The following is a 25,828-nucleotide window of genomic DNA, read 5'->3' as shown; positions in this document are numbered from 1 at the left end:
CCTTGCTCTGTATCCAATGCCAATCGGAGCGGCAAATAGACGACGTCGATGAAAATGCGCACACCAGTCCCCGTCACTAGCTCGTACTCCATCTCGAACCCTTCAAACGAACGGAATACCGGCCAAACAATGTCGGTCAACAGCTTCTTTTCTCCAGTCAACTCCTTCATCAGCTGCTCTCGGCGAATACCTTCCGCCTTCTGGCGCTGTGATTCTACAAACTCCTCGACTTCCTTATGAATGGTCATTTTATAGCTCCCTCTCTTCTTTCGATAAAAACAAAAACGCCATCCTCTCCCTCAGGAGAAAACGACGTTCTTCATCTTTTCGTGATATGATTTTCACTTGAACCGAGCCTCGAAAATGCGACTCTTGGCCGACTCCAAACCGAATTTACAGTCCACACAGGTTTGGATCCCATTGTAATGCAGCGCCATGAATCCCTCCACCGCCAGCAGCCAATCCTTCTCCTGTCGCGGGTCGATTCCCAGCATGACGGCAATGGTTGTACGAGGGTACTCCTGTGCCACGATCCGCAATTCGTACTCGTCGGCAGCACCCACTTTGTGATAAAGATGATAGCTCTGTCCGAGCAAAGTCAGCTCCAGCATGTACATCCCGGGTGCGGCGTCCAGCCTGGTTGTATTCGTGATGCGAATCGGCGGCAATGCCATTCCACACGCGGACATAAAGTCCGACCAGCTGCGATTGATTTTGTGCAAATACATGAGGTTCTTCCTTCTGTAGCCAAATTAGCTCAAATGCTTCAGCAAAAACGTTTCCGCCGTCTCGTAAAACTTCATCCGATTGGCGGGTTTGGCGAAACCGTGGCCTTCATCCTCGAACAGCAGGTACACGTACTCCAGTCCCTTCTCTCGCATAGCTTCAACGATCTGCTCCGACTCGGCTTGTTTGACCCGAGGATCGTTGGCTCCTTGCGCGATCAAGATCGGTATCTTGATGTTGTCGACATGGAACAGCGGAGAACGCGAACGCAGAAACGCTTCGTCGAGATCCGGATTGCCAACCCGCTTATGAAGGCGTGCCAGCATCGGCATCCAATACGGAGGAACCGAGCGGATCAGTGTCAGCAGGTTGCTCGGCCCCACCACATCCACCGCGCAGCGGAACAAATCCGGCGTGAACGTAGCACCTGCAAGCGCGGCGTAACCACCGTAAGAACCACCAAAAATCGCCACATGCTGCGGATCGGCCACCCCTTGCTCCACGGCCCATTGTACCGCATCGACCAAGTCGTCGTGCATCTTGGCCCCCCACTCGCGATCGCCTGCGTTCAAGAAATGCTTGCCATACCCGGCCGAACCGCGGAAGTTGACCTGCAGAACCGAATAGCCCAGATTGGCCAACCACTGGCACTGCGCGTCGTAGCCCCAAGTGTCTCTCCCCCATGGCCCGCCATGCACGACAAGCACCAATGGACCTTGCCCTTCCACTCCTGGAGGACGCGTCAAATACCCGTGGATGGTCCATCCGTCCCTCGAGGCAAAGGAAATCGGCTGCTTTGGCGCGAGCTCATAATGGGTCAACTCCGGCCGATCATCGAACAAAAAAGTCGTCTCCATTGTGTCGAGATGGAACAAATAGTAGGAGGTTGGACCGATGTCCGTTCGGTACCCCACCAACCACTCCCGATCGGTGAGACTGCGGTTTTGGATAAACGGTTCGCCGGCATGAGTCACTCTCAAGCGCTCAAGAACCGGGCGGAGCGATTCATCGAGAAGCTGCCACTCCATCCGCTCGCGATGAAACAAAACGGCTTGCAGCTCCAGCGTAAAAGGATGGATCATTAACTCGCTGACATCATAGACGGGGTCCGAGGCGATGGGTTCGATGGCACCGGTATCCAGGTCCAGCTTGACGAGTGCGCCGGTGTTGGAATTTCTGGCATCCGCCAAGTAGAGCGATTTCCCATCCGGGCTAAAGGTGAAAGGCCGACTCGAGGCGCTATCATCCGAATCCCATGTCACGACCGTCCGCCATTTGGCTTGTTCCGTATCGCGCACTAATATTTCAGCGCCACCGTCTTTAGTTACCCTATACAATCCGCGAACCTGGAATTGTTTGTCGACCATCCAGGAGATCGCATTTTCTTTATTTTCCAAGACGAGCTTCAGCTCATTCGTTCTAACATTCAATTGGTAGATGTCATGAACCTTGGGATCATTGACATTCAAGGCGATGAGCAGCAGCTCAGGATGATCGTCGCTTCTGGCTACAAATCGCGTCACGATGTTGTCATAAGGGGTGCGGAGCAGAATGTCGCCGGTTTCCGTGTCGAACGTGTACAGCTTGAAGTTCTCATTGCCGCCCGAGTCCTGGAGGTAGAACAAATGCCGGCTATCTTGGCACCACAGGATGTTCTGAATTCCTCGATCCGAGTCTTGCGTCAAAACCCGCTCATCCCCGCCTGCTGCGGATCGCAGCCAAATGTTCAGCACTCCTTCGTATGGCGCGATAAAAGCGATTTGTTTGCCGTCCGGCGAGATCATGGGATTTGTAATAACCGGATTGCCGAACAGCAGCTCTTTAGGTATCCGAGCGTTGGCGCTTGTACGAGTCGACATAGCTTCCCTCTCCTCCTGCGAGATCCTCAGCTTGCGATCTCTTCCTGATTGTCCATAATCTTACCATATTTGCCCAAGGTTTAGGAGGTGGCCCATCAACTATTCCAAATACATCATCTTAGGGGTTATTCCGCCGTGCCATAGCTCGAATCCTTCTTCTCCCTTGTGTTCTTGTAAAAAAGGACTATAGTAGGAGTTGGGCTTTCGTTTGGCCTTATCATTTTTCATCCAACATCCACCTAGGGAGTCTTGCTGAATCATGTCGAATCGTATCGTGTTAATCAAGCTATGGGTCGTCTCGCTGTTATGGGGCTGCAACTACGTGGCTAGCGCTTATATGCTCCGTGAGTTTTCGCCGATTTATTTGTCGTTCGCCCGGCTGGTCGTCATGTCTCTGTTCTTGATAATATCGGCTTTGATATTGAAGGCTTGGAAACGCCCGACCGCCACAGAATGGAAGCTGCTTATCTTCGCCGGGATATCCGGTACGCTGTTTAATCAGCTGTTTTACTTTACCGGGCTTCAGCACTCGACCGCCGGCAATGCGGCGCTGATCGTCGCCCTGTCCCCGATCGCCACGCTTCTACTCTCTCGCTTGTTTCTAAAAGAGAAGATTACCGGGACGAAGCTGACCGGCGCCTTCATTGCGTTAATCGGGGTTGTTTGTATCGTGCTGTATGGCGGCAAATCGTTCGGCATCTCCAAAGGCGACATTTATTTGCTGCTCGCCATGTTTGGTCTGTCGGTGAGCCTGCTGTTCATCCGCAAGCTGACCACCACGATGACCTCGTTCCAGGTGACCGTCTACTCCACCGTGATCGGCACGATGATGATGATTCCGGCCGCAGGCTACGAAGAGATCAGCGGCCATCTGCACGGAAGCCATCAAGTATGGACTTGGGTGCTGCTTATTGCGGTGGCGGTGATCGGGCAAGGAATGGCCGGGTTCTGGTGGAACCAGGGCATCGCTGAAGCCGGTGTCTCCATCAGCGCGATGTTTATGAACATCCCGCCGTTCGTCGCGATCATCATCAGCTATTTCCTGCTGGGCGATCCCATACATGCGGCACAGCTGATAGGAGGAGCGCTCATCCTGGCGGGGGTCCTGGTCACGAACCTTAACCTTCGGTTGCCGATGCATCCGAAGGTTAAGGTGAACTCGAAAATGTAGGAAATTCGATCTGCGAGAACTCCAATTACAAGCGAGCCAATAGGATCTCGCGCATCAAGTCCGGTCCAAGCGTGACCGGACTTTGTTTGTTGTTCGAGGCCGCGATGATCGGGTCGATGTTAGCCGCGGTTACCCCGTATTCCCCAAGTCTAGGCAACTGCAATCGTTCGGTCCACTCCTCTAGCACAGCCGAGAGACGATCGCAGCTGCTGTCAATATCCGCCTTCATAGCGGCTTGCCCGGATAGCATGGCCCCGACCTTTGCGTACTTGGCCAGCCCGATGGCCGCCTGCTCGGACGACACAACGTTATCGCGGAGCGCCGCAATATTGCGCTTGGTTGCTTCGGCGATCAACGTCCCGCAGATGACGCCGTGCGGAATCGGGAAGCTGCCGCCAAGCGGAGCGGCAAAGCCGTGCACGAGGCCGAGCCCGGCATGGGCAAGCGTGATGCCCGATAGCATCGAAGCATAGGCGAGCCGCGCGTGCAGCTCCGGATCCTCCGCTGCTGCCGGGGAAGTGCAGAGCGGCAGCAGGCTGCTCGCCGCCGCTTCGATCCCGGATAGCGCCAGCGCATCCGTGAACGGCGATGCGTTGATCGAGACGTAGGACTCGATCAGCTGGGTCAGCGCATCCATGCCGCTGGCTGCTTTGACCGATAGCGGGCAGCTGATCGTCAGCAGCGGGTCCACGATTGCCGCGTCCGGGATGAACCGGTCGTGCCGGATCGAACGTTTGAACCCGCCGGCAATGGCGATCACGGCATTCTTCGTCATCTCGCTGCCGGTCCCCGATGTTGTCGGGACGGCAACGAAGAACGTTTTGTTCCCGTTATGCGGACGGAAATCCGGTTGGCCCTCCAGATAGTGAAGCACAGTGTCGCCCGGCTCGGTCGGGAGCATGGCGGATACCGCTTTGCCTGCGTCCAACACGCTTCCGCCGCCGATTGCTATAACAGCATCTATCGCCATCTGGCGGTAACGCTCCACTACTTCATCCACCCACTCTACCGTTGGCTCGAAATGGATGCGGGCTGTCTCAAGGGCGATACCCGCGGCCTCCAGTTCAGCCTCCAGCTTGCTCCAACGCTCGGCATTCGTGCGGGCGAAGCTGCCCATAACGAGTAAAACCCGTTTCGCCTCCCGTGGCAGCACTTGGACGAGCTTGGCGAGCTGGCCGGCGCCGAAATGAATCGCAGGCGTCCCTGCGAATAGGAACGGCTTCATTCCCATGCCGACTTCTCCGTAGGCGCGATGATCCGATGCGGCGTCCCTTCGCGCGGCTTGGCCATCCAAGGGGCTACCGCATCGCGCCACCTCAAGTAATGAGCCGTCTCTTTGTGACGAGCTGCAGCCTCTTCCGACTCATAAGCCTCATACAGCGAGAAGATGCATTCTTCATCGCGATGCTGCAAAATATCGAACCGCAAGTTCCCCGGCTCTTGTACGGAGCCTTGATGATTTTCCACAGTTGCCGCAATAAAATCCTCTACATGCTGCGGCTTCACATACACTTTTACAATTGTAACGATCATGAACAGGGCCTCCCGTCTCTAATTCCTGCTATTCCGTTTCCACTATCTACATTACTGGAACAAACCGGCTCTAGTCAAAATGAAACGGCCGAACTATAATATGTATTAATATGTATTATATCTAAACTTGTAAAGGAGTGTTCCCATGTCCACGACTTCAAGGCAAACCACCCCGCCGGCTCCCCTTCGTGTCGGGCTTCGACCGCCAACAAGCCGCAACACACCGGCCAGCAGCCTACCCGTTCTCACCGACGGCTACAAACAAATGATTCACGAGGCGCTCGTCTCACCGACCGACCTTCTTGCCGAAAGAATTCTCGCTAATCCCGACGGAGCTACTTTCGATCTGGTCAAAGATTTCTTCCCGCCGATCATGTACGGCATCAGTGGGTTTGAGAACGGCAGCTTCATGACGGACACGGGCGTGTATTACATCCCTTTCGGACGACCGATCGAGCCTACCGGACTGGCTGATGTAGCACTGACCGTAGCGGACGGAAGCCAAATTATTTCCAACCGTGTCGGGACGCTGACCACGCGGTTTTATGTCGGCGCAGCAGGCAAAGAGCTGTTTGGCTCTCATTTGGCCAGTCTGTGCACGCCTCAATTGCACAAAGGGTATTTGCCGATTTTGGAGCTCGATTACACGGATAGCGAAGGAGTCCAGTATCATCAGGAATCGTTCGTCTCGTATTTGCCGGGAACGGATCGTTTGTCCAGCTTCGTCAAAATTACGGCTGCTTCGGGTTCATCAGAACGGCAGTCAACGACGATCCGCGTAAAAGCTTGCGACAACAACAACCTCCGCCAGGAAGGCAACCGACTCGTGGACGATCGCAACGCGACTTATTTGTGCTTTAGCTCAGGCTGCTCCTTCTATAATACGGACTTGACTTACTCGATCGACTTTACTGCCAATTCTACTTTTACCGTTTACATAGTCAGACCGATCCAGCCTCCCCATCAAGTGCCGGAGCTCATCGTGGACTTTCATTTGCATGCTCAGGCGCGGACTGAAAATATCACCTATTGGGAGCGCCGCTTAGGCGAAGGGCGACTCGTCGAAGTACCGGAATCCCGCATCATGGACGCCCAGCGCAATCTGCTCATCCAGAACCTGCTTATGACTTGGCGCTACAGCATTGGGAATGCGTATCAAGCGTTTTATCAGCCGGAAAGCAGCAGCACGATGGGCATTATGGGCCGGTTCGGGTATGCGCAGGTGTATCGGCATGGCCTTCAGGATTTGCTGACGATGTCGAAAGGCGAGAATCGCCGGAATTTCGAAATGGGCGAAAAGCTGTCGCACGCCGCGGATTATTACCGGTTGACGGGCGACTCTTCGATGATTGACGACAACCTGGATATGTACATCGCGTTTGCGGACGATTTGGCGGAGCAGCATACAAGCGACCCTCACAGACTGCTTGAAGCGCATCGATACTCCAGCGATGTGACGAACGTGGTATATGGGCTGCATCAGATCGGCATGGCGTTGTACGGGTTGCAGAGCATGACGGCGGTTTGGCGGGAGATGGGCAAGCTGGAGCTGGCAGCCAAATATGAGCCGGTTGCGCAGAGCTTGCGTGCCGGACTCGACGAAGCCGTGAAGGCGTCAAGCGTTACGCTTCCGGACGGCAGTCTGTTCACGGCTGTATCGCTGCTGGCCGACGAGGAAGCTTACCCCCATGTCGCTGCCACGTATTTGGGAAGCTACTGGAACCTGGTCGTGCATTACGCCTTCTCTTCCCAGCTGTACGCGCCTAGCTCACCGGAAGCGGTTGCTACATTGAACTACTTGTACAACCATGGAGCTCGTTTACTGGGTCAGCTCAAGGTTCGCGACGGGGCGATCAACGACGTCTATGCGGTGGAAAATACGAAATTTATGGCGGACAACGACCAAGCCGATCAGTTGGTGCTCAGCTTCTACGGGCATCTCGCCCATGCGCTCACTAGAAATACGCTGATCGCCGGGGAGGCCGCCAATATCGGACCGCTTGCCTCGAAATGGCCGCTTCAGTTCGGTGCTGGACGCACCCCTCCGAGCTTCGAGGACGGCTGGGCGGCGGACGAGTACTATCGAGGCATCTATTTGTCTCCGAACAGCGCCAACAATGCCTTTTTCCTGCAGCTGCTGCGGATGATGCTGATTCATGAAGTCACGACCAATCGCGGGGAGCCTGCGGCGCTGCGACTCGGGTACTTCACGCCGCGGGGCTGGCTGGAGCACGGCAAACGCGTCAGCGCCGTCGAGTCGCCTACTCTGTTCGGTCCGATCAGCTTGACGATCGACTCTCAGCTCGAGCAAGGCGAAGTGCTGGCTCGCTTGGAGCTGCCCCGGTCCGCAGGATCGCCTCCAATCGGCAGCCTGATGCTTCGCCTCCGAGTTCCCGGACGCAGACGCATCTCCGAGGTCCATGTGAACGACGTGCCTCACTCCAAATTCGATCCGGACGACGAGACGATCGACCTGACCGGGTTCACAGGGACCGTCTTAGTCCGAGCATGCTACGCGTGATAAGAAGAACATCGTTTCGTCCTATCGTTATTCCGTCTATCATGAAGAGGCTGGACCAATCACGGTCCAGCCTCTTCATTGCTTCTCAGGTTTCCCATCGGAGCCGATTGCTCGCTAGTATACGACTGTTGTCTGGCCGCTTCCCGGTATTGCCCCGGCGTCATGCGGAGATGTCTCTTGAACAGTCGATTGTAATAGGAGGGCTGATACCCCACCCGTTCGGCGATGTCGTTGATTTTGTCTTCCGTCTGGGCAAGGAGCATCATCGATTTCTCCAAACGAAGCTGGGTCAAATAATCGATGAAATTCGTTCCGGTAATCCGCTTGAAGGCGACGCTCAGCTTCTGAGGGTATGTGCCAAGCAGATCGGCGCAATACTCCAACGAGATGTCGCTACTATACTGATCCTCCAATGTTCGGATCGCCTTCTCGACGAGCAGCTTGCTTTCGATTTCCGCCGATTTTCTCATCGCGTCGATAAACGGACGGATCACCCGATTTTGAAACCAATGAATCATCAGCTCAGGCGAATGCAGTTGATTGAATTGATCGATCAGAGATGTACTCCCGAATATTTCATGCGGATCAAAGCCGGATTGCAGGATGGCGAACTGAATGTTGCCAAGCAGCTGGACGAACGCCTGCCGGACATGCAGCTCTTCCCCGGAGCGGGTCTGAAGCTCCGACACGAAATGCTGGATGGATGCCAGAGCCTCGGCTTCATCGCCGACCCGGATCGCTTGAATGATTCGCTTATCCCATTCGAACGGGTAGAATACATCGCGATTGCCGCGAGGCATCAGGCTGTCCGCATCGAGCACCTGACGCGATCGATTGATGTCCCGGTATTGGAGCAGCCGTCGCGCCTCCTCGAACAGCTCGGGCAACCTCTGCAATTCGGACGAGCGTTGGCCGAGGCTGACGGCAATGTCCATAGCCAGCATCCCTCCCAACGTTTGCGTCATTTGATGGGCAAGCTGCAGCAGCTCATGCTTCGCCTGATGATCCGGCAAAGACTCCGGATAAGGAAGCAATACACCGATCGACAAGTCCTGAAAATCGATAATATCTGCCCCGCAGAACGGGAGTCTGATCATTTCGGCAACCACGTTGCCGGCGGCAAACGCGACGAGCCGCTCTTCGCCCTCGCGAAATTTCCCGCTCTCGGGAGCAGCCTCAATCAGTTTAATCATCATCACTGCCAACCTCATGCCGCGGAAATCGCGTCCATATTGCCCCATCCGTTCAAGCAGCTCGGCCTCCGACAGCGAGTCCAGATGGCCCTGCACGAGCTGCAGCAAAAAACCATGACGCAAAATAGGCAGCTGCTGCTCCAGCTTCTGCTGAAGGATTTCACTCGTCTTGGACAAATGACGCCACCTTCGCTCGATATATTGAAATTCGTCCCGAAGTGGCGTATCTCCCGAAGAAGCGTCGCGATGCGTGCCGAATAGGTCGATGAGCCGCCGAACGGGCTGGTATAGCCGCATCGACCCGAACCACGAAATCAGAACCGCAACAGCCAGCGCCAAGCCGCTAACGCTGATGATGATTCGCGAGAGCAGCAAGACCGGGGCCGTCAGGCGAGCGAGCGGCGTCGCGGTCGCATACACCCATTTCGTGTCCAGACGGTCAAAAGTGCGGTACGACACCGAATACGTCTTCTTGTTCCAGGAGTACAGCATCGATTGAACCTGTGTCTTGGAGGTCTTCACCTCATCGCGCAGCGCCGATTCGAATTCGGTCAACCGGCCGAATTTGCCATGACCATTCGAGATCCATTTCCCGTCCGCGTTCAAGAGCAGAGAAGCGCCCTCCATCTCCTCGGAAAAATTAGCGATCAGCTGGTCCACCTTCTGCGGGTCCAAATAAACGATTAGCAATCCGTACACTTGACCGACTCCCCCGCCAGGAAGCTTCAGGACAAGCGTCATCTCAGACCCCTCCGGTTGCTCAGAAGCGGTAACGGACGGAAAGTCGGTCCAGAATACGGATCGTTTCGAATCGACAAGCGATTGATAGAACGATTGTCCCGACTCGTCCGTAATCGGCGTTACCCCGCGAACGTCGGAAATGACGGCGTGCACATGCTGCAAATAGAGGTGAACTTGACCGATCAACGGATTAGAGCCTTTCATGACGGTCAAATTGCGATACAGATTCTGAGTGACCGGAAACTGGTCCCGCAAATCGATACCGCGAAGCTCGTTGCCGAATATCGGATTGAACGCCCACTGCGAAGCGACAAGCTCCAATTCGGAAAACGCCTCGTCGATCCGGTTCGAAGACTGAATGAGCTGCTGCTGGTGAATTTCATTGAATTCGCTTTCAATCCGGGGAGTACCGATCAAATAAAGAACCACGCCGACGACTGCGGTCGGAATGCACGCGATCATCAAAATGAACAGCAGGCTTTTGCGGTAAAATTTTCCCTTCAGAAGCTTATGCGCTATGGCGAGTTTGATTCTGACTAAGGTCCGTCTCATTCTACCGCCCCCTCTGTAGCTTTCATCGTAATACGGATCGCGATTTCTGCCAATAAACCAATAAAATGAAAAGCTTCACGCCCGAACGAAACAGTTCGTCCGGGCATGAATGCGTTGGATCAGCTGCGGTTTGTGCATGAACCTCAGCTTTGCTTCTTCTTGTAAGAAACGTTCATCTCTTGAATGATTTTCTGGTAATCGGCGTCCGTCTTCAGCTTGTTGACAAATTCATCCCAAGCGGCGATCGATTCTTTGCCCATAATCACTTTGGTTTTCATATCCTGCACTTTTTTCGCTATATCTTTCCCAACCTTCTGGAACGTATCCGATTCAAGCCCGATGGTAGGATCGGCAATGCTGACTTTGGCCCGCTCGTCGATCACGGTAACGTTGCGGTCGTACATGGCCTTCGGGATGCCGGTCAGGAATGCGCGGGAGTACTTGTCGAATTTGCCGAACAACTGTCCAAGCACGTTTTGCGCGACCATGTCCTTGACTGCTTGGTCGTTCGAAACCTTGAAGCCGTCCTTCTCGGAATAGTGGACATCCTTGAAGCCGTAGTTGGCCAAATCCGAGCCTTCGTCCGTGAAGCCGTAATTCATAAAGGCAAGAATTTTTTTCACCTTCGCCTCAGGCACGCTTTTCGGGATGACGAACATGCCGTAAAAGCCGGTATCCTTCGGTGCCCATTTGCCGGACTCACCGATCAGGTAAGGCAGGGGGTAAAAGTCCGCCTTCGGGGTTCTCTTCAAATTCGGCTCCGTATATCTCCACTGCGGCTGCATGGTCGCACCGATAATGCCCGCTTTACCGCCCGTCACATCGTCCGTTGCCTGACTTTGCTTCATAATCGCGAAATCGGGGGAGATCAGCTTCTCGTTGTATGCTTTGTTCAGCCAGATCAAAGCGTTCCGGGTAGCCGGCTCCAGCGTGGTCGGTACGAGCTTGCCGTCCTTCAACTTCCAAATGCCGTACGCGCCGGTGCCGGTTGCGCCATTGAACGCTTCCTCCACCCACTGTAAATTACCCATCGTGTCGGCCGTCACGTAGCTCGCAACGCCGTAGGTATCGTTGGCGCCGTTGCCATCCGGATCCTTCTGCGTAAACGCCTTCATGACGTTGTACATATCGTCCATCGTTTCCGGCAGCTTCATGCCGAGCTGGTCCAGCCAGTCCTTGCGCACGAGCGGCATCCACCCGCCGCCGTCCAGCGGACGAACGCGCGGGATGCCGTACAGCTTTCCGTTTATCGTCGGGTTTTGCAAAGTCTCTTTCGGCAGGGCGGCAATTTTCGGATAATTCTTCACCAACTCCGTCAAATCCCAAAACGCGCCTTGCTGAGCCATCTGACGCACCTGAGGGTTGAATACGTCATTGACGAGCATCAGGTCCGGCATATCGCCGGAAGCAAGCGTCACGCTCGCTTTCTCGTCGTAGTTGTTAATCGGCACCCAGTTGAGCTTCAACGCGGTATTCGTTGTTTTTTCGATTTCCTTCAATACTACATTGTCCGTCGGCAGTGCTTCCGCCGTCTGTTGACCGAGCATGATGCTGATTTCCGTGGGCGGTCCTCCCTGCTCCGTATCTCCCGTCGAGGTAGAACTGTCTTTGCCTCCGCAGGCGGAGACGACCATCGACAGCATCAGGACGCCGGCAATGCCGGACCATGCTTGCTTGCTTCTCTTCATTTGACAAACCTCCCATTTTTGATTGTTGCTTTTCGCTTTCCTTCTTCCGCCACTCAGCCTTTAACCGAACCGACCATTGCTCCTTTGGCAAAATGCTTTTGCAAGAAGGGATAGACGAGCAAGATCGGCACTGTGGCGACGACGACAGCAGCCATCTTCAACGTCTCCGGCGGAAGCTGCTGATGGGCCGCGGCTTCCGCCGCATTCCCCGAGGCGGTGCTGGACGCCTCGATCAGCATCACCTGCAGCAGCACCTGCAGGGGCCTTCGGCTCGGATCGTTGATATAAAGAACGGCGGAGAAGAACGTGTTCCAATAGGCGACAGCATAAAACAAGCCGAAGGCCGCGAGCGCAGGAAGCGACAACGGCAGAATAACGCGGAACCATACCCCGATATCGGTGCAGCCGTCGATTTTGGCCGCTTCCTCCAGCTCGTCGGGAATGCTGTCGAAAAACCCTTTCATGAGGAACACGTACCACCCGCTCGTCAAAACCGGTAGTATCATCGACCAGACGCTGTTGATCAGTCCCAGTTCGCGCACGATCAAATAAGGGGGAATGATGCCCGGGTTGAACAACGTTGTCAGCAGGATGAGCAAAAGCATCGTTTCACGGCCGAGCAGCCGTTTGCGCGATAGAGCGTAGGCGCCGGCCGACGTGACGATCAGGCTGAGCGCCGTACCGGCGGTTGCCAGGAATCCGCTGACGCCGATCGCCTTCACAAACGTATTGTTGGAAAATATATACTTGTAGGAAGCCGTGCTCCAATTTTCCGGAAACCAGACGGTTTGTTTGGTCAGAAACTCGTCGGGGTCCGTGAACGATACCACGAATACATAATAAAGCGGGAACAGTGTAATCAGGCTAATAATCGCAAGTACAGCGGCGTTCGCCGATTGAAACAAGCGGTCCCTCCACTGGAGTTTCATAGTAGGCTCCTTTCCGCGGGCGGCAGTCCCGCCGCATCAGTAAACGCCGTCTTCGCCCAATCGCTTGGCCAAATAGTTGGCGCCGATTACGAGCAAGAGGCCGATGACCGACTTGAACAAACCGACGGCCGTGCTATAGCTGAATTGGCCTTGCGAGATGCCGCTTCGGTATACGTACGTGTCGAACACGTCGGCCACCTCGGACACCGCTCCGTTCATCATCAGGTACACTTGCTCGAAGCCGACGTCCATCATATGCCCGATACGCAAAATGAGCAAGATGACAATGACGCTGCGGATTCCTGGGAGCGTGATATGCCATGCCTGGCGGAACCGGCCGGCTCCATCCATCCGGGCCGCTTCGTACAGCTGCGGATCGACGGAGGCGATCGCGGCAAGGAACAGGATCGTCCCCCAGCCCGCGTCTTTCCAGATCGCCTGCGCGGTCAATATGCCCCAGAACCAATCCGGGTTGGTCAAAAAATCGAATTTGTCAAATCCGAGCGCCTCCAACAGCTTGTTGACGATACCCTCCGACTGCGACAGCATCAAGAAACTGATCCCCACTATGATGACCCATGACAAAAAATGAGGCAAGTAGACGATCGACTGAACGATACGTTTATAAATCGAGCTTCTCAGCTCATTCAACATCAGAGATAGCAAAATCGGAAGCGGGAAAAAGAAGACTAGGTTCAATACATTGATGGCAAGCGTGTTGCGTAGCAGAAGCAGGAAGTCCGGCGTGGAAAACAACCGCTGGAAGTGCTCCAGGCCGACCCATTCGCTTTGCCAAAACCCGATGTAAGGCGAATAGTTTTGAAATGAGATTAAGATTCCCCATATCGGGACGTATTTGAAGACGGCGAAATAGACGAGCATCGGCAACGCCAGGACATACAGAAACAGATCGCGGCGAATGCTGAACCATACTTTCCGGCCTTTTGACTCGGTCCGACGGTCGTCTGAAAGCTCCGGATCGGCGCTAGACGCGGCGCGTGACACATGCTCCACCATACGAGCTCACTCCTTTCCGCTCAGCACAACGTAAATGCCTGTATCGTCCGCTTCCACCTCAAAGCCGCGCAGCTTGGCGGCTCCTCCGGCCAAATGGCGGCCGGTCGCGAGATCGAATTCCCAGCCGTGCCACGGACAGCGAAGCACTTGCCGATCCAGCCCATATTCGTACTCGTAAACATTCGACAGCAATCGAGTTCCTGTCACCATGCCCACGCAAACCGGAGCTGCCGCATGCGGACAGACGTTGCGCCAAGCGCGATATTTTCCGTTAATAAGAAACAGCCCGAGCTCCATGCCCCTTACGCTTACGATCAGCCGACCGCCCTCCGTCAATGCGCCTGCTTCCGCCACCTTGTACCTCATCCGGCGTCAGCTCCTTTCCGCACTTGCGAATCAGTCGACTGCAGCCCGTACAGCTCGGCCGCATTTTGCCCGAGAATGCGTCTGCGCATCTCCCGAGGAATGCCGGCCAGCGCCAACTTCGGATTATCGAAATCCCAATGCGGATAATCGGACGAGAACATCACTATGCGCTCCGCTTGGATCATCTGGAAGATTTGGAGCAACTGGACGGGATCGTCCGGTTCTTCGATCGGCTGCGTCGTCAACCGGACATGATCGAGAATGTATTCGGACGGCAGTCGTTTGAGCCAGGGGGTCGAGTCCCGCAACGCCTTATAGTTTTTATCCATTCGCCACATCAGATGCGGTAGCCAGGCGATTCCGCCTTCAATGGCGACGAACTTCAAACTTGGGAACTTCTCGAACACCCCTTCGCACACTAGGCTGTTGACATGCGTCATGTAATTGGCCGGCAAAATGTTATGCCACTCCATATAACGGGTCGGATAACCCGAAGGAGTCGGTGCTCCGGAGATGCCTTTGCCCTCCGTGCCTGGATGAACGGAGATCGGCAATCCGTTGCGCTCGGCGGCTTCGTAAATCGGATGATAAAATCGTTGCCCGTACGGGCTGCGCGCCGCGCTGCTCATAATGACCTGCACCATATCCGGATGCGAGCCCATCCGATCGATTTCCAGCGCTGCCGCTACGGGGTCCGAATGATTGATTAGAATCGATCCTTTGAAGCGCGGACTCACTTTCAACCAATACTCAATCAGCCAATCATTATAAGCGGACGCAACTGCGTTGGCGTAGTCGGGGTCGGCGTGTAGGGAAATGCCAAGCACCCCGGAACCGGTCAATACGGCATAATCGATGTTATACGGATCCAAGTGATGCTTGACGACATATAGCGGATCGCTCCCCGGCGCCCCTCCCGTGTCGGGAATTGCATCTTTACGCATCACCCCGACCGGCGAATAATATTGGCCATAGACGCCTACGCCGCTTTCCGTCCATTGCTGGTGCCATACTTTCGGCAGAAAGGGCAGCAAATCCGCTTGCTGCCGGATCGCGTTATGCACATCCGCATCAATAATCAACGAATCGGCTTTCACTCGAATTCGCCTCCGTTTCATTTTTAGATTGCTCAGTCAAGTACCGCTGCCGCTACGGCATTATGGAAGCAGTCCCGCAGCCTTGCCACCGACTTCTCCCGTCCGAAATGAACCCGGTTCGTCAGCAGCACAACGAATACTTCGGTAGTCGGGTCCATGAACAGGCTCGTTCCGGTAAACCCGGTATGACCGTAGGAAGCAGGTGAGAACAAATCACCTGATGCGTCCCATGCGTCTCCCTTGAGCACCCAACCCAGTCCACGGTTTGTCTTCGGCAAGCTGCTGCAGTTGCGTGTAGCGGCCCGGACGACCGCCTCCGAGAGCAGTCGTCCTCCTGGATACCGCCCGCCGTCAAGCCACATGGCCGCGTATTTCGCCAAATCCGCTGCCGTGGAGAACATACCGGCGTGGCCGCTTACCCCGCCCATCGCATACGTATTTTTATCGTGCACGTCTCCCCATCGGTAGCTGCCGAACAAAAACTCGGTTGCGGCGATACGCGGCTTCAAGCCGGTATCGGGCCGATAACCGCTTTCCGTCATGCCGAGCGGTTTGAATACGTTCTCATAAGCAGCCGTCTCCAGGGACTTGCCGAACAATATGGAAGCGATCTCCCCCAGAGCGATAAAATTCAAGTCGCTGTACACATATCCGGCGCCCGGCTCATGCTGCAGCTTCTCGCTCCAGACCGATTCCTTGATTTGTTCCAGCGCCCATCCATGGGAGTATAAATCCGTATAGGCAGCCAGGCCGGAGTTGTGGCTCAGCAATTGCCGAACCGTAACCTCTGTTTTTCCTTCAGCTGCAAACGTTGGAATAAACCGGCATACCGGATCGCCGAGCCGAATTTCCCCGCCGTCAATCAATTGCAGGATAAGCGGTAAAGTTACGACCACCTTGGTTAACGAAGCGCAGTCATAAATCGTATCTTCCTGCACCGGTTGAATGGCGAAATCCGTGGCGACCGATAAGCCGGTATAGAATGAAGCGACAATTCGGCCATAACGTCCGACCAGAGCGACTCCTCCTGGAATTTCGCCTGTCTCCGCCTCCCGCTCAAGCAAGCGGAAAGCGGCGTTCAAACGCTCTCCGTCCATGCCTTCCCGTTCTGGCGCCGATCTTTCCAATTCCTCCCTCACATGATTCCCTCCTCAGCCATCCGTCGGACGGGACCGGTTTGCCTGCTTCCCTTCCGTGGTGAGCCTAACTATAGGTCACGTGTTCATTTCCTGCAATTGTACATTTTTCGTAAGGCAAAAACGTTGATACGGCGCGTATTTTCTAGTGCCCCACACGTTTTGTGCAGGACTGGGAAATGGTCCAGCGACGCGCAAATAAGGCAGCGGTCCATCCGGTTGGATGAAGGCTGCCTGTTATAAAGCCGCATAGGCCGTTATTCTTGTATCAGGACCTTCGTCCCGACCGGAATATGCTCGTAAAGCCATTCAACGTTCTTGTTGTACATGCGGATGCAGCCGGAGGAGGCGCTACGCCCGATGGAGTACGGATTGTTCGTGCCGTGAATGCCATACTTATAGCCTCCCGTGTTAGGCACGTCCAGGCCGAGCCAACGGGTGCCGAACGGATTGGTGTGGTGGCCGCCGGGTATGTTCTTTTTGTTGTACCAAGGGTTTTTGAGCTTATTGGCGATCTTGAATTCCCCGACAGGCGTCCGGTTTCCCTTGCCGGTGGCGACTTGAAACGAATACAGCCGATCCTCGTTGACGAACACAGTGAGCACATGACTCGACTTGTCGATAAGGATGCTGACGGTCTCCTCCTCGGGTACGCCGGCTGTGGCTGGAGGAACACCTCCACCCCCCATAACCAATACGAAAATTAGTGCGAATGCTGCTGCTTGTCTCACGGCTCTACCTACCCCTGTGCTCTACTCTGCGATGGATTTGCAAAAAGCACGACTCCATTAGAATTTGGCAATTCCCCCACGCTTATGCGCCGGCACGCCAAAAAGCACCTCGTCCGCCAAATGGCGGGAGATGCTCTTCAGCCTGGCTTCATTTTTCACCCTTACGGCCCCTTGCTGATCCAAAATGAAACGCGGGTGCCTCGGGCTACCGTCCCGCCTGGCGCCGGGTTTTGCTTGAACACGATGCCGGCCGGCTGCGCATTGGTTTCCAGGAAATACTCATAACGCAGCCCCGACGCAAGTGCCTCCTGTTCAGCAGCTCCCTGCGTCATCCCGGTCAAAGTCGGCACGGACACCATCTCCGAAACCGTCGGACTAGGCGTATTGCTCGTTGCAGACGGTTTTGGCGTTGGTGTCGGAGAGGCGGACTGCCCGACTGTGGCGGATGAGGACGGTGTCGGCGAAGCCGGCGGATCGCCGTTCAGATCCAGCTTCGTGATGAGCAAGGCGAATACGCCGACGAAGACGGCCAAACCAAAGGCGGACAAGGCGATGCCGATCGCCCATTTTTTGCCGGTGCTCATGCCGCGCCCGGATTGCCCCTCCTCGTACTCGTCATCGTCTTCTTCATATTCCTCTTCCTCATCCTCGTACACGTGCGCCTCATCTGCTTCTTCCCGCCGGGATGGAGCAAGCCGGCTTACTCCCTTCTTCGCAGCTGTCGCTTCCGCTTCGGATTCCTCTTCCATGCTCGGCGCCGGCTCTGTCTCCGACTGCGGCGGGAGCTGAGTCGGAGACGACGACGTTCCAGCAGCCATCCGCAGGTTCCCCTGCATACCGTCCCTCAAGCTCTCGAGCCCCTGCACGAAGGCGACCAGCGACAGCCGTTCCTTCCACGCATCAGTGAACACATTCTTTGCGGCTTCCTGCCGGCTGCCCACCGGAACATTGGACAGCGTGCGGCGCAGCTGAAAGTCGAACAGATGATCCTCCAGCGGCACATCGAGCGTGCGGGTAACGAGCTGGACGAACAGCAGGCTGAGCTTTTTGGACATTCGGTCATGCTGCTCGGGCTCCGGATTGTCCCATGTGTTGATGATGTTGATTGTCCGGTTGTCGGTAATCCATATATTGCTGGCGGCCAGCGAGAAATGAAGCGACCGTTCTTCCGCCGCATCGAGCAACGTACGTCCCAATTGGACAAGCATCGTCAACGCCGCAAGGAACGAAATCGACTCGTTTTGCACAAATTGCTGCAGAATGCTGCCCGGCTTGTGGTGGATGATGACATAAATCGTATCGTCCGCTACCTCAATGTCCAAAATATGCATAAATTGCAGATGGGTCAATTCCTGCATGGAATTGCCGATTTTGCGCGTATAGTTAGAGACGGAGGTTTCCGCTTGAACGGGTACGGCGTAGATGAGCACCGGCCGCTTCAGCGACAAATCTTCCCCTCGGTATAAACGTCCGTTATGATGAAGCGCGAGAAACTCTTTCAATTCGTACCGATTCGATTTCATTTTCATTCGATCACCCGATTTTCTACATATTCCATAGTATTCGGATTCAGAACGCGTTTTTAAGTTCCATGGAAGAAAACGGATCTCCAGCTGCCTCTTGCTGCCACCTGATCCTACAGCTGCACTCGCTTCGTTGCTATCGTTTCACAAAACATACGGTCATGCTCGACGAACAAAATCGTGGGCTCGTATTCCAACAGCAGCGACTCAATCTGCATTCTCGAGATCACATCGATGAAATTGAGCGGTTCGTCCCATATATGCAAATGTACGCTTTCACACAAGCTTTTGGCAAGCAGAACTTTCTTTTTCTGGCCGCCGCTGTAAGTGGAAATATCCTTCTCAAACTGAACGCGAGCGAAATCCAGCTTTCTGAGAATCGCCTTGAACAAGCTCTCATCAATCCGCTGCTCTCGCGCATAGTCCGTCAAATTGCCTTGCAGATGCGAGGTGTCCTGCGAGACGTAAGAGATCTTAAGCTGGCTTCCCCTGCGAAAAGCGCCCGTATAGTGCAGCGGCACTCCACAGATGAGCTGGATCAGGCTGGATTTGCCAGACCCGTTCCGGCCCGATAGCGCGATGCGCTCCCCCTGCTCGATCGTAAAGCTGATGTCCTCGCAAGCCGCCTTTTCCCCGTAAAAAATCGACACCTTGTCCAGCTCGACTAACCGGCTCGTATGATACGGGAGCTGGGCGATTTTCAGACTTTCGGAGCTTTCGATGTTATTGAGCAGCTTGGAGCGTTCGTCGATGGCCGACTGCTGCCGGTTCTCGAGCGACTTGGAGCGTTTCATCATTTTCGCCGCTTTGTGGCCGATATAGCCTTTATCCACCTTGGAGCCGGAGTTGCGCGTACCGTTTTTCGTCTTCTCGACCTCATGCGACCACTGGCTCGTCTGCATGGCTGCATCGTTCAAGCGCTTGATATCTTTCTTCAGCTTCTCGTTCTCGGCGAGCTCATAGCGGTCCTGACGCTGCTTGTTCTCCCACCAGTCGGAAAAGCCGCCTCGCTTGACCTCAATATTCGTCTTGTTGATCGAGAGGATATGGTCGACGCAATGATCCAGAAACGTGCGGTCGTGGGACACCAGAATAAACCCCTTTTTCCCCCGCAAGTAGTCACTCACGATCGCTCTGGCTTCCATGTCGAGATGATTCGTCGGCTCGTCGATCAGCAGAAATCGGTTTTCCTTCAGGAACAAGGCGGCGAGCAGCACCTTCGTCTGTTCCCCATTCGACAACGAGTCGAACGATCGATACAGCACTTCCTCATCCACCTGAAGCAGCGTCAGCTCCCGCACCAGCTCCCAATGCACGTAGTCCGGAAAAATATCGCTTATGATATTCAAAGTCATTTCGGTTATATCCGCAACGGGGTACGGGAAATAGTCGAAGCCGACAGGAGAAGAAATATGACCGCTGTACTCGTATTTGCCTAGCAGCAGGTTCAAGAACGTCGTTTTCCCACGACCGTTTCTCCCCGTAAATCCCAGCTTCCAATCGGTATCAAGCTGAAAGCTGACATGCTCGAATATCGGATCATAGCTTCCATCATAAGCAAACGACAAATCCACCACATTAATTAATGCCATTAATAAACACCACCTAAAGAAAAGAGCCGCAAGAAAAGGACATCTCCTGCAGCTCCGTTCCTTGAATTAGCTGTATCATAGCACGCTGCTTCGGGGGATATCAACCGCTCACGGCCGGATACTTTGGTTATAGGGAAGGTATCCACGACTCAGATGTACAAGTTTTGTACAACTGGCGACCCATACATCTGCACCCAATAGAAAAGACTGCCGACAACCACAGCCGACAGTCTAGAAAACTTCTATTCCAGCTCTACATTATGATACACCTGTTGAACGTCCTCCAATTCTTCCAAGGCGTCGATCAGCTTCTCGAACTGGGCTTGCCCGTCCTCCGGCAAAGTGACGTTGTTCTGCGCCAGCATGCTCAGCTCCGCCACGGCGAACTCGTTGATGCCGCTCTTCCGCAGCGCTTCCTGAACGTTGTGGAACTGATCCGGCTCCGAGTACACCATCACGAGCTCTTCTTCCTCCACCAAATCTCGTACATCGACGTCGGCTTCCAGCAGGATCTCCATCACTTCATCGATGCTTTTACCTTCGACCCCGATAACGGCCGACGCATCGAACATATACGCTACCGACCCATTTACGCCCATGTTGCCGCCGTTCTTATTGAAAGCCGACCGAACCGTAGCGGCCGTCCGATTTACGTTGTTCGTCAGCGTATCCACTATAATCATCGAGCCGTTCGGCCCGAAGCCTTCATATCGCAGCTCTTCATAGATTTCATCCGAGCTCCCTTTGGCTTTATCAAGCGCACGGTCGATAATGGCTCTCGGTACATTATAGGTCTTGGCCCGCTCAAGCACTACCTTCAAGGCGCGGTTCGCTTCCGGATCCGGCTCTCCCTTGCGTGCGGCCACATAAATCTCCAACCCGAATTTGCCGTAAATTCGGCTTGTGTTGGCGTCCTTCGACGCCTTTCTTTCCTTAATGTTGTTCCATTTGCGTCCCACAATCGATCCCACTTTCTGTTAGGGTAATAGCTCTATAATAACCGATCTGGCATGAAAAACGCCATCCCCTCGCAAACGGCGAAGATGGCGTTTCTGCGAACGGTTCCTCTTATAGCCCCAGTTCATCTTTGATCTTTTGGATATCTTTAGGAGAGAAGCCTGTAATTCTTTGAATTTGGTCGAAAGGGCGATCTTGGCGGAGCAAGGAGATGACCGTCACTTTTACTTTCTCATAGTTTTCCCGATTGCCCTCTTCCTGCTCTACCAGACTGCCGAAGTAGTTGCCTTCGCCCTCTTTTCTGGCTTGATGCTCTTCCAGCAAGCCCATAGCCGTCGCCTCGTTCCACTCATTCGGGGACAGCAGCTCATTATTTCCCTTGAGCACTTGCAGGTGTGTTTGCAGCTTATGCAGCCGTGCCAGCAGCGCCGTGAGCTCGGAAGGCGACAACAAGTCCTCCATGATCGCTTTCAGATCGTCGTCTTGGAGCGCAATAATTCGTTCCGCCAGTTCCTTGTCGACGAATTTGCTGAGTCCCGGGTACGCCTTGTCCTTGATCTTCACTTCTTCTTCACGGCTGAAGGCCATATCGTTGTCGATGCCCGTCACACCGGTTACATTGCCGTTCTCGTCGTATTGGATAAAATAGTTGCCGGTATGCCGGTCGATCTGCATGGCGATGGCGTCCAGTAACTGTAGCCGGGATAAGTAACGCTGAAGATTGCCGTCGAACAAAAAGGGCTTCTCGCCGGACTTCTCGTTGCTGTTGCGAGTAAATTTCATATCCTGGTTCAAGCTGGCGGCTGCTTTTCCTTTGGCCTTCTTCATGAAGGTCCCTTTTTTCTGCGTGCCTTTCGATTTGTGCAACGCAATCTCCGCATGCGCAATAACTCCGCCGCCAAGCAAATCGTTAAGTCTGGACAATGCTACGTTACGCTCCGCCATATGCGCGTCATTCACATCGATCTTGGCGCCGAAGCCGTAATACTCTTCCTCGACGCCGGCTTTTTCTTGCGGCGAAGCGTTCGGATTTTGCTCCCGGAACAGATTGGGATCGATGAGCTGGTCCTTCGTATCCTTGAACACGCCCTCGCCCTTCGAGGTATTGAAGAACGACACTTGATTGACGTGGCCGCGATCCGTTTTGCCGGTCGATTTGCTTTTATTCAGCTTCAGCTGCTTGAACTTGCCGGAAGTGGCGAAGCTGCTCCACTTGATCGCATCCGTAGGAGGATTCGCCATAAATTCATTGGCAATTCGAATCGTTTCCCGACGTTCATTGACGAGCTGGCCGAGCAAGTTTTTCATATATTTCGCTTTGATCCCCGCCGGTTTGACATCCAAATACTGCTTGATCGCCGTTTCGATATGCTTGTAATTTTGTTTCACCATCTCCAACTGTACGCGGATCATTTGTGCGCTGCGGCCGACATTCGTACGGTTGACATGCGTGTTGAATTGATCCAGCTTGGTGAGGACTAATTGATAGGCCGCTTGTTGGCTCGTCGACTTGTTGCCGAGCTTCTTCTTAACCTCTTTACTGTCCGGCATTCGTTGGATGGCGGCATGATCGGACATGGAGCCGTTCACCTTTTGCTGGACGGCAGGCTCAGCTGCTTCTTCGCCATTGTGGTTGGCGGCCTTCCGGCCCATCGTATCCGCTTCGCGCTCCAAGGCGGGATCATCGTTCACTTGCACTGCGTTCTTGAGCTGCATCGTAGGTTTGACCCGACCTTCGCTTTGTTGAATCACATGCGTCAGCTCATGGCCGATCAGCTGCTGTCCGGATTTACTGGAGGGATCGTATTGTCCCGGGGCAAAATGCACATCATTTCCTTGTGTATAGGCGTGCGCGCCAACTTCGGTCGCTTTACTGGAATCCGCATGCACATTCACATTCGAGAAATCGTGCCCGAGCGACCCTTCCATCTTGGCTTGGACCGCTTCCGGGAGCTTGCCGGAGCCTGCGGATTTCATCTGCAGCGCTTCAGACTCCTCCTCGTTCTCTTCCGCTCGCTGAATCGCTTGCTGGTCGCGAAGCATCTGAAGCACGGCTTTATTCCCATAGGCCTTCTGCAATTGAAGCACTTGTCGCTGCGACAAACTGGCCCCGCCGTCTTTAGGCGAGTATGACGTTTGGCGCTGCAAGGGAGAGGCCGTCCTTCCGGAATTCCGCTTCTTCGGCGACATTGCTTTTCTGGAGAACATGGCATGAACCTCCTTCACCGTCAAATGACCATTCGGACAAATTAACCGCTTGCCGCCTGCTCCAGCTGCTCGTCGAACGCTTCGATGGTCTGGATAATCAGTCCGATTACCTCCATCATTTCATCCCGTTCGAATAGGCGGGAGGCGGATACGGCGTATTGATAGCGGAAATACAGCTGCTCCTGCTCGCTGATCCCAAAATGGCCGAACGGACATTGGCCGTTAATCTCCAACAGCTGCTGAGCAAGTGCTTCCCGTCGTCCGCTCTCGATCCGATAGGGCATAGTCGAATACAGCTGCAGCAATTGGATCGAGACGATGTCCTCATCGTCTACCGGAATGAAGCTGAAATGAAGCGTACGATCTCTGCCTTTGCTGTCCGGGCCTATGGTGGTCATAAGGACACTCACCGGCAGCTGATCGGACATCTCGAACAGCTCCGCCTGTACATCCGCTTCTTCCAGCATCGATTTTAGGAATCCAAGCATCGCCAAATGGCGGGTTCTTACAACATCAGGCAGCATGGCAGCCTCCTATTTGCAGCTCGACTCGAGTCATAGGGAATTTACTCCCTCTGAGTCATGGCTTCTATTAATCCGTCTCTGAGTTTAGCCGGATCTCCTTTAAATTTATCCAAATAGAGCAAGCTCACACCTGTAGCCTCAATAAAATCTTTCACTTGCTTGTATTGAGTGTCCACTTCGGCATTTTCTGCTTCATATTCAGGCAACCGTTTCACCATATCCAGGATCAGCTTCGCATCCATGGAACGTCTGAGATTTTTCTGCGTGGTCGATTTTTCCGCATTGAAGACCGCCTTCGTGATACCCCAGGCTTCAGGCTTGGCCGCCCGATCGCGGCCCGACTGCTTGAGCTTGCGGGCGATCGGCATTGCTCCACCGACGCCTGCGGCAACGAGCTTAAGCGGCATCCCGACTTGCGCCCCGACGCCGGTCAACGTCGCGATGTCGCCGGCAATCTTGGTCAGCTCGACGCCGATCTGGACAATCGCGCGATCCGTGCGCTTGACATTGATGTACTTCATTTCTTTGGCCAGCTCGTAGCGCTCGATATCGGACAGCTCCGCCTCCGCCGCCTTATCGCCGGTGATGCCGATTTTCATCCGAAGCACATTTTTGCGTTCCTCGAGCTTCTTCTTATCCGTACCGGTGTTACCGCCGAACCAGCGTTTCGCTTTGATGAAATCAGACTTGGCATACTTGGATTTGAATTCGCGCTTCAGCTTCGTCATCGCCGATCGGCTATTCGCCGCGGTGATCAAGTTGACGGTTTTGAGGGCGATTTTCACACCTGCGACTGCAATGCCGACACCAGGGATGACATCCGCGAGCGCCGTTGTGTTCGGCTCCATGATGGTCATGATGCTCTTAGCTAATTTTACTGAACCTTGCGCTGCCTCGAGAGCATTGTTCAGCGCCGTGATCGTCCCTTTGGCAGCCTCGCCGCCTGTCAGTCCGCCTTGTTCCTGATGCTTCTTATACAAGTCATAGATGTTCTTGGCCGAAGTAACGAGGCTTTTGACGATGCCAATCGCATCCGTGACCGTTCCTGAGTAGTCGCTTACTCCTTTGGCATGCCCACCGAAGCTGTCTTTCACGCCTGCCGCCTTCGAATCCTCGTGATCTTTCTTAGCCACCCCGCCGAGAACCGTGCTTCCCAAGCCTGCATACGTCGCCGCCTTGATCGGGGAGTCGAACGGATTTTCGGTCTTTTCTTTTTCTTTGCCGCCGCTGAAGTTTTTCATCGCTTCTCGGATCGAGATAAGGATGAGGATTGGCTTGGGAGTCGTTACAGGCGTACCCGTCTTCTCTCCCGGCGTGGCAGTCGGTTGGGGAGCCGGGGATCGTTGAAGAGCAGGTGCCGTCTGGGGCGAGCGTTGAAGAGCAGGCGCTATGTCCGGCATCTCATGATTGGCCGCTTTCCGGCCCATGTCGTCGGCTTCCTGCTCGAGCGACCGATCATCGTTGATGTTCACTTTATTCTTGAGCTGCATCGTAGGCTTCACTCGGCCCTGACGCTGTTGCACGACATGCGTCAGCTCATGACCGAGCAGCTCCTGACCGGACTTGCTCTCCGGGTTATATTGGCCGGGAGCGAAGTGGATATCGCTGCCCTGTGCATACGCCAACGCCCCTACGGCCGGTGCTTTCGAAGAGTTTGCATGGATCTTGACATCGGAGAAGTCTGTATTGAAAGAGGACTCCATCTTGGCCTGAACACTTTCAGGCATCGAGTTGGAAGAAGGATCCGCTTTCATCTGCAGCTCC

Annotated in this window: 20 protein-coding genes and 1 pseudogene; 2 read left to right on the top strand and 19 right to left on the bottom strand. The window is 54.4% G+C overall.

Translation table 11 applies throughout. The annotated features are described in order from the left end of the window. The 3 genes and pseudogenes from PKO02S_RS25205 to PKO02S_RS25195 form a co-directional block, all read right to left on the bottom strand. Window positions 1-248: pseudogene (locus tag PKO02S_RS25205) on the bottom strand (hypothetical protein); the annotation flags it as partial. A 93-nt stretch (window positions 249-341) separates the two neighbouring features. Next, window positions 342-728 (bottom strand): hypothetical protein, encoded by a 387-nt coding sequence (locus PKO02S_RS25200; RefSeq protein WP_127587412.1) that lies wholly within the window; start codon window positions 726-728, stop codon window positions 342-344. A gap of 24 nt (window positions 729-752) precedes the next feature. Then, on the bottom strand, window positions 753-2,585 hold the full coding sequence (locus PKO02S_RS25195) for a S9 family peptidase (RefSeq protein WP_127587410.1): 1,833 nt from the start codon (window positions 2,583-2,585) through the stop codon (window positions 753-755). Window positions 2,586-2,844: 259 nt separating this feature from the next. On the opposite strand from PKO02S_RS25195, the gene PKO02S_RS25190 reads away from it, so the two are divergent. Continuing rightward, the gene (locus PKO02S_RS25190) at window positions 2,845-3,756 is read left to right on the top strand and encodes a DMT family transporter (RefSeq protein WP_127587408.1); all 912 of its coding nucleotides are present in this window, start codon (window positions 2,845-2,847) and stop codon (window positions 3,754-3,756) included. Window positions 3,757-3,781: 25 nt separating this feature from the next. Here the strand turns inward: PKO02S_RS25190 and PKO02S_RS25185 are convergent, their stop codons facing one another. Together PKO02S_RS25185 and PKO02S_RS25180 are read right to left on the bottom strand one after the other, a co-directional pair. Then, window positions 3,782-4,987 (bottom strand): iron-containing alcohol dehydrogenase, encoded by a 1,206-nt coding sequence (locus PKO02S_RS25185; RefSeq protein ID WP_127587406.1) that lies wholly within the window; start codon window positions 4,985-4,987, stop codon window positions 3,782-3,784. Then, window positions 4,978-5,289, bottom strand: a complete 312-nt coding sequence (locus PKO02S_RS25180) for an antibiotic biosynthesis monooxygenase (RefSeq protein ID WP_127587404.1) — start codon at window positions 5,287-5,289, stop codon at window positions 4,978-4,980. Before PKO02S_RS25180 ends, PKO02S_RS25185 begins: the two co-directional genes overlap by 10 nt. A 145-nt stretch (window positions 5,290-5,434) precedes the next feature. Between PKO02S_RS25180 and PKO02S_RS25175 the strand changes: the two genes are divergently transcribed. Further along, on the top strand, window positions 5,435-7,810 hold the full coding sequence (locus PKO02S_RS25175; protein ID WP_127587402.1) for a hypothetical protein: 2,376 nt from the start codon (window positions 5,435-5,437) through the stop codon (window positions 7,808-7,810). A 59-nt stretch (window positions 7,811-7,869) separates the two neighbouring features. Here the strand turns inward: PKO02S_RS25175 and PKO02S_RS25170 are convergent, their stop codons facing one another. From PKO02S_RS25170 to PKO02S_RS25105, 14 genes are all read right to left on the bottom strand, one after another. Next, window positions 7,870-10,296 carry a helix-turn-helix domain-containing protein gene (locus PKO02S_RS25170; RefSeq protein ID WP_127587400.1) on the bottom strand — a complete coding sequence of 809 codons (2,427 nt, stop codon included), beginning with the start codon at window positions 10,294-10,296 and terminating at the stop codon, window positions 7,870-7,872. Between the two features lie 143 nt (window positions 10,297-10,439). Continuing rightward, window positions 10,440-11,984: an extracellular solute-binding protein gene (locus tag PKO02S_RS25165; RefSeq protein WP_127587398.1), complete on the bottom strand. Its 1,545-nt coding sequence runs from the start codon at window positions 11,982-11,984 to the stop codon at window positions 10,440-10,442. Window positions 11,985-12,037: 53 nt separating this feature from the next. Then, window positions 12,038-12,913 (bottom strand): carbohydrate ABC transporter permease, encoded by an 876-nt coding sequence (locus PKO02S_RS25160; RefSeq protein ID WP_127587396.1) that lies wholly within the window; start codon window positions 12,911-12,913, stop codon window positions 12,038-12,040. Between the two features lie 36 nt (window positions 12,914-12,949). Continuing rightward, window positions 12,950-13,795 carry an ABC transporter permease gene (locus PKO02S_RS25155; RefSeq protein WP_373865244.1) on the bottom strand — a complete coding sequence of 282 codons (846 nt, stop codon included), beginning with the start codon at window positions 13,793-13,795 and terminating at the stop codon, window positions 12,950-12,952. Between the two features lie 141 nt (window positions 13,796-13,936). Continuing rightward, window positions 13,937-14,296, bottom strand: a complete 360-nt coding sequence (locus tag PKO02S_RS25150) for a Rieske (2Fe-2S) protein (protein ID WP_127587392.1) — start codon at window positions 14,294-14,296, stop codon at window positions 13,937-13,939. Further along, a complete protein-coding gene (locus PKO02S_RS25145) occupies window positions 14,293-15,414 on the bottom strand; it encodes an amidohydrolase family protein (protein WP_127587390.1) in 1,122 nt (373 codons plus the stop codon). Before PKO02S_RS25145 ends, PKO02S_RS25150 begins: the two co-directional genes overlap by 4 nt. Window positions 15,415-15,425: 11 nt before the next feature. Then, window positions 15,426-16,532 (bottom strand): serine hydrolase domain-containing protein, encoded by a 1,107-nt coding sequence (locus PKO02S_RS25140; protein ID WP_246067378.1) that lies wholly within the window; start codon window positions 16,530-16,532, stop codon window positions 15,426-15,428. Window positions 16,533-16,786: 254 nt separating this feature from the next. Beyond that, window positions 16,787-17,260: a L,D-transpeptidase gene (locus tag PKO02S_RS25135; protein ID WP_246067376.1), complete on the bottom strand. Its 474-nt coding sequence runs from the start codon at window positions 17,258-17,260 to the stop codon at window positions 16,787-16,789. A gap of 161 nt (window positions 17,261-17,421) precedes the next feature. Further along, the gene (locus tag PKO02S_RS25130) at window positions 17,422-18,783 is read right to left on the bottom strand and encodes a PASTA domain-containing protein (protein WP_164821681.1); all 1,362 of its coding nucleotides are present in this window, start codon (window positions 18,781-18,783) and stop codon (window positions 17,422-17,424) included. Window positions 18,784-18,896: 113 nt separating this feature from the next. Continuing rightward, a complete protein-coding gene (locus PKO02S_RS25125) occupies window positions 18,897-20,375 on the bottom strand; it encodes an Lsa family ABC-F type ribosomal protection protein (protein ID WP_127587386.1) in 1,479 nt (492 codons plus the stop codon). 242 nt (window positions 20,376-20,617) lie between these two features. Then, entirely contained in the window at window positions 20,618-21,334 is a 717-nt protein-coding gene (locus PKO02S_RS25120) for a YebC/PmpR family DNA-binding transcriptional regulator (protein ID WP_127587384.1), read from the bottom strand. Between the two features lie 109 nt (window positions 21,335-21,443). Further along, window positions 21,444-23,540 carry an eCIS core domain-containing protein gene (locus PKO02S_RS25115; protein WP_127587382.1) on the bottom strand — a complete coding sequence of 699 codons (2,097 nt, stop codon included), beginning with the start codon at window positions 23,538-23,540 and terminating at the stop codon, window positions 21,444-21,446. Window positions 23,541-23,581: 41 nt separating this feature from the next. After that, window positions 23,582-24,064 (bottom strand): YbjN domain-containing protein, encoded by a 483-nt coding sequence (locus tag PKO02S_RS25110; protein WP_127587380.1) that lies wholly within the window; start codon window positions 24,062-24,064, stop codon window positions 23,582-23,584. 41 nt (window positions 24,065-24,105) lie between these two features. Then, the coding region (locus PKO02S_RS25105) for an eCIS core domain-containing protein (RefSeq protein ID WP_164821680.1) at window positions 24,106-25,828 on the bottom strand (1,723 nt) is incomplete at its 5' end.

Origin of the sequence: Paenibacillus koleovorans NBRC 103111 (assembly GCF_004000845.1) — a bacterium.
Lineage (GTDB): Bacteria > Bacillota > Bacilli > Paenibacillales > NBRC-103111 > Paenibacillus_AA > Paenibacillus_AA koleovorans.
This window is presented reverse-complemented; position numbering and strand designations above follow the sequence as displayed.

Excerpts from the sequence above, each read along its gene's own strand:
- PKO02S_RS25200 (WP_127587412.1), bottom strand. The coding sequence starts at position 728 with ATGTATTTGCACAAAATCAATCGCAGCTGGTCGGACTTTATGTCCGCG.
- PKO02S_RS25195 (WP_127587410.1), bottom strand. The coding sequence starts at position 2,585 with ATGTCGACTCGTACAAGCGCCAACGCTCGGATACCTAAAGAGCTGCTG.
- PKO02S_RS25190 (WP_127587408.1), top strand. The coding sequence starts at position 2,845 with ATGTCGAATCGTATCGTGTTAATCAAGCTATGGGTCGTCTCGCTGTTA.
- PKO02S_RS25185 (WP_127587406.1), bottom strand. The coding sequence starts at position 4,987 with ATGGGAATGAAGCCGTTCCTATTCGCAGGGACGCCTGCGATTCATTTC.
- PKO02S_RS25180 (WP_127587404.1), bottom strand. The coding sequence starts at position 5,289 with ATGATCGTTACAATTGTAAAAGTGTATGTGAAGCCGCAGCATGTAGAG.
- PKO02S_RS25175 (WP_127587402.1), top strand. The coding sequence starts at position 5,435 with ATGTCCACGACTTCAAGGCAAACCACCCCGCCGGCTCCCCTTCGTGTC.
- PKO02S_RS25170 (WP_127587400.1), bottom strand. The coding sequence starts at position 10,296 with ATGAGACGGACCTTAGTCAGAATCAAACTCGCCATAGCGCATAAGCTT.
- PKO02S_RS25165 (WP_127587398.1), bottom strand. The coding sequence starts at position 11,984 with ATGAAGAGAAGCAAGCAAGCATGGTCCGGCATTGCCGGCGTCCTGATG.
- PKO02S_RS25160 (WP_127587396.1), bottom strand. The coding sequence starts at position 12,913 with ATGAAACTCCAGTGGAGGGACCGCTTGTTTCAATCGGCGAACGCCGCT.
- PKO02S_RS25155 (WP_373865244.1), bottom strand. The coding sequence starts at position 13,795 with ATGCTCGTCTATTTCGCCGTCTTCAAATACGTCCCGATATGGGGAATC.
- PKO02S_RS25150 (WP_127587392.1), bottom strand. The coding sequence starts at position 14,296 with ATGAGGTACAAGGTGGCGGAAGCAGGCGCATTGACGGAGGGCGGTCGG.
- PKO02S_RS25145 (WP_127587390.1), bottom strand. The coding sequence starts at position 15,414 with ATGAAACGGAGGCGAATTCGAGTGAAAGCCGATTCGTTGATTATTGAT.
- PKO02S_RS25130 (WP_164821681.1), bottom strand. The coding sequence starts at position 18,783 with ATGAAATCGAATCGGTACGAATTGAAAGAGTTTCTCGCGCTTCATCAT.
- PKO02S_RS25125 (WP_127587386.1), bottom strand. The coding sequence starts at position 20,375 with ATGGCATTAATTAATGTGGTGGATTTGTCGTTTGCTTATGATGGAAGC.
- PKO02S_RS25115 (WP_127587382.1), bottom strand. The coding sequence starts at position 23,540 with ATGTTCTCCAGAAAAGCAATGTCGCCGAAGAAGCGGAATTCCGGAAGG.
- PKO02S_RS25110 (WP_127587380.1), bottom strand. The coding sequence starts at position 24,064 with ATGCTGCCTGATGTTGTAAGAACCCGCCATTTGGCGATGCTTGGATTC.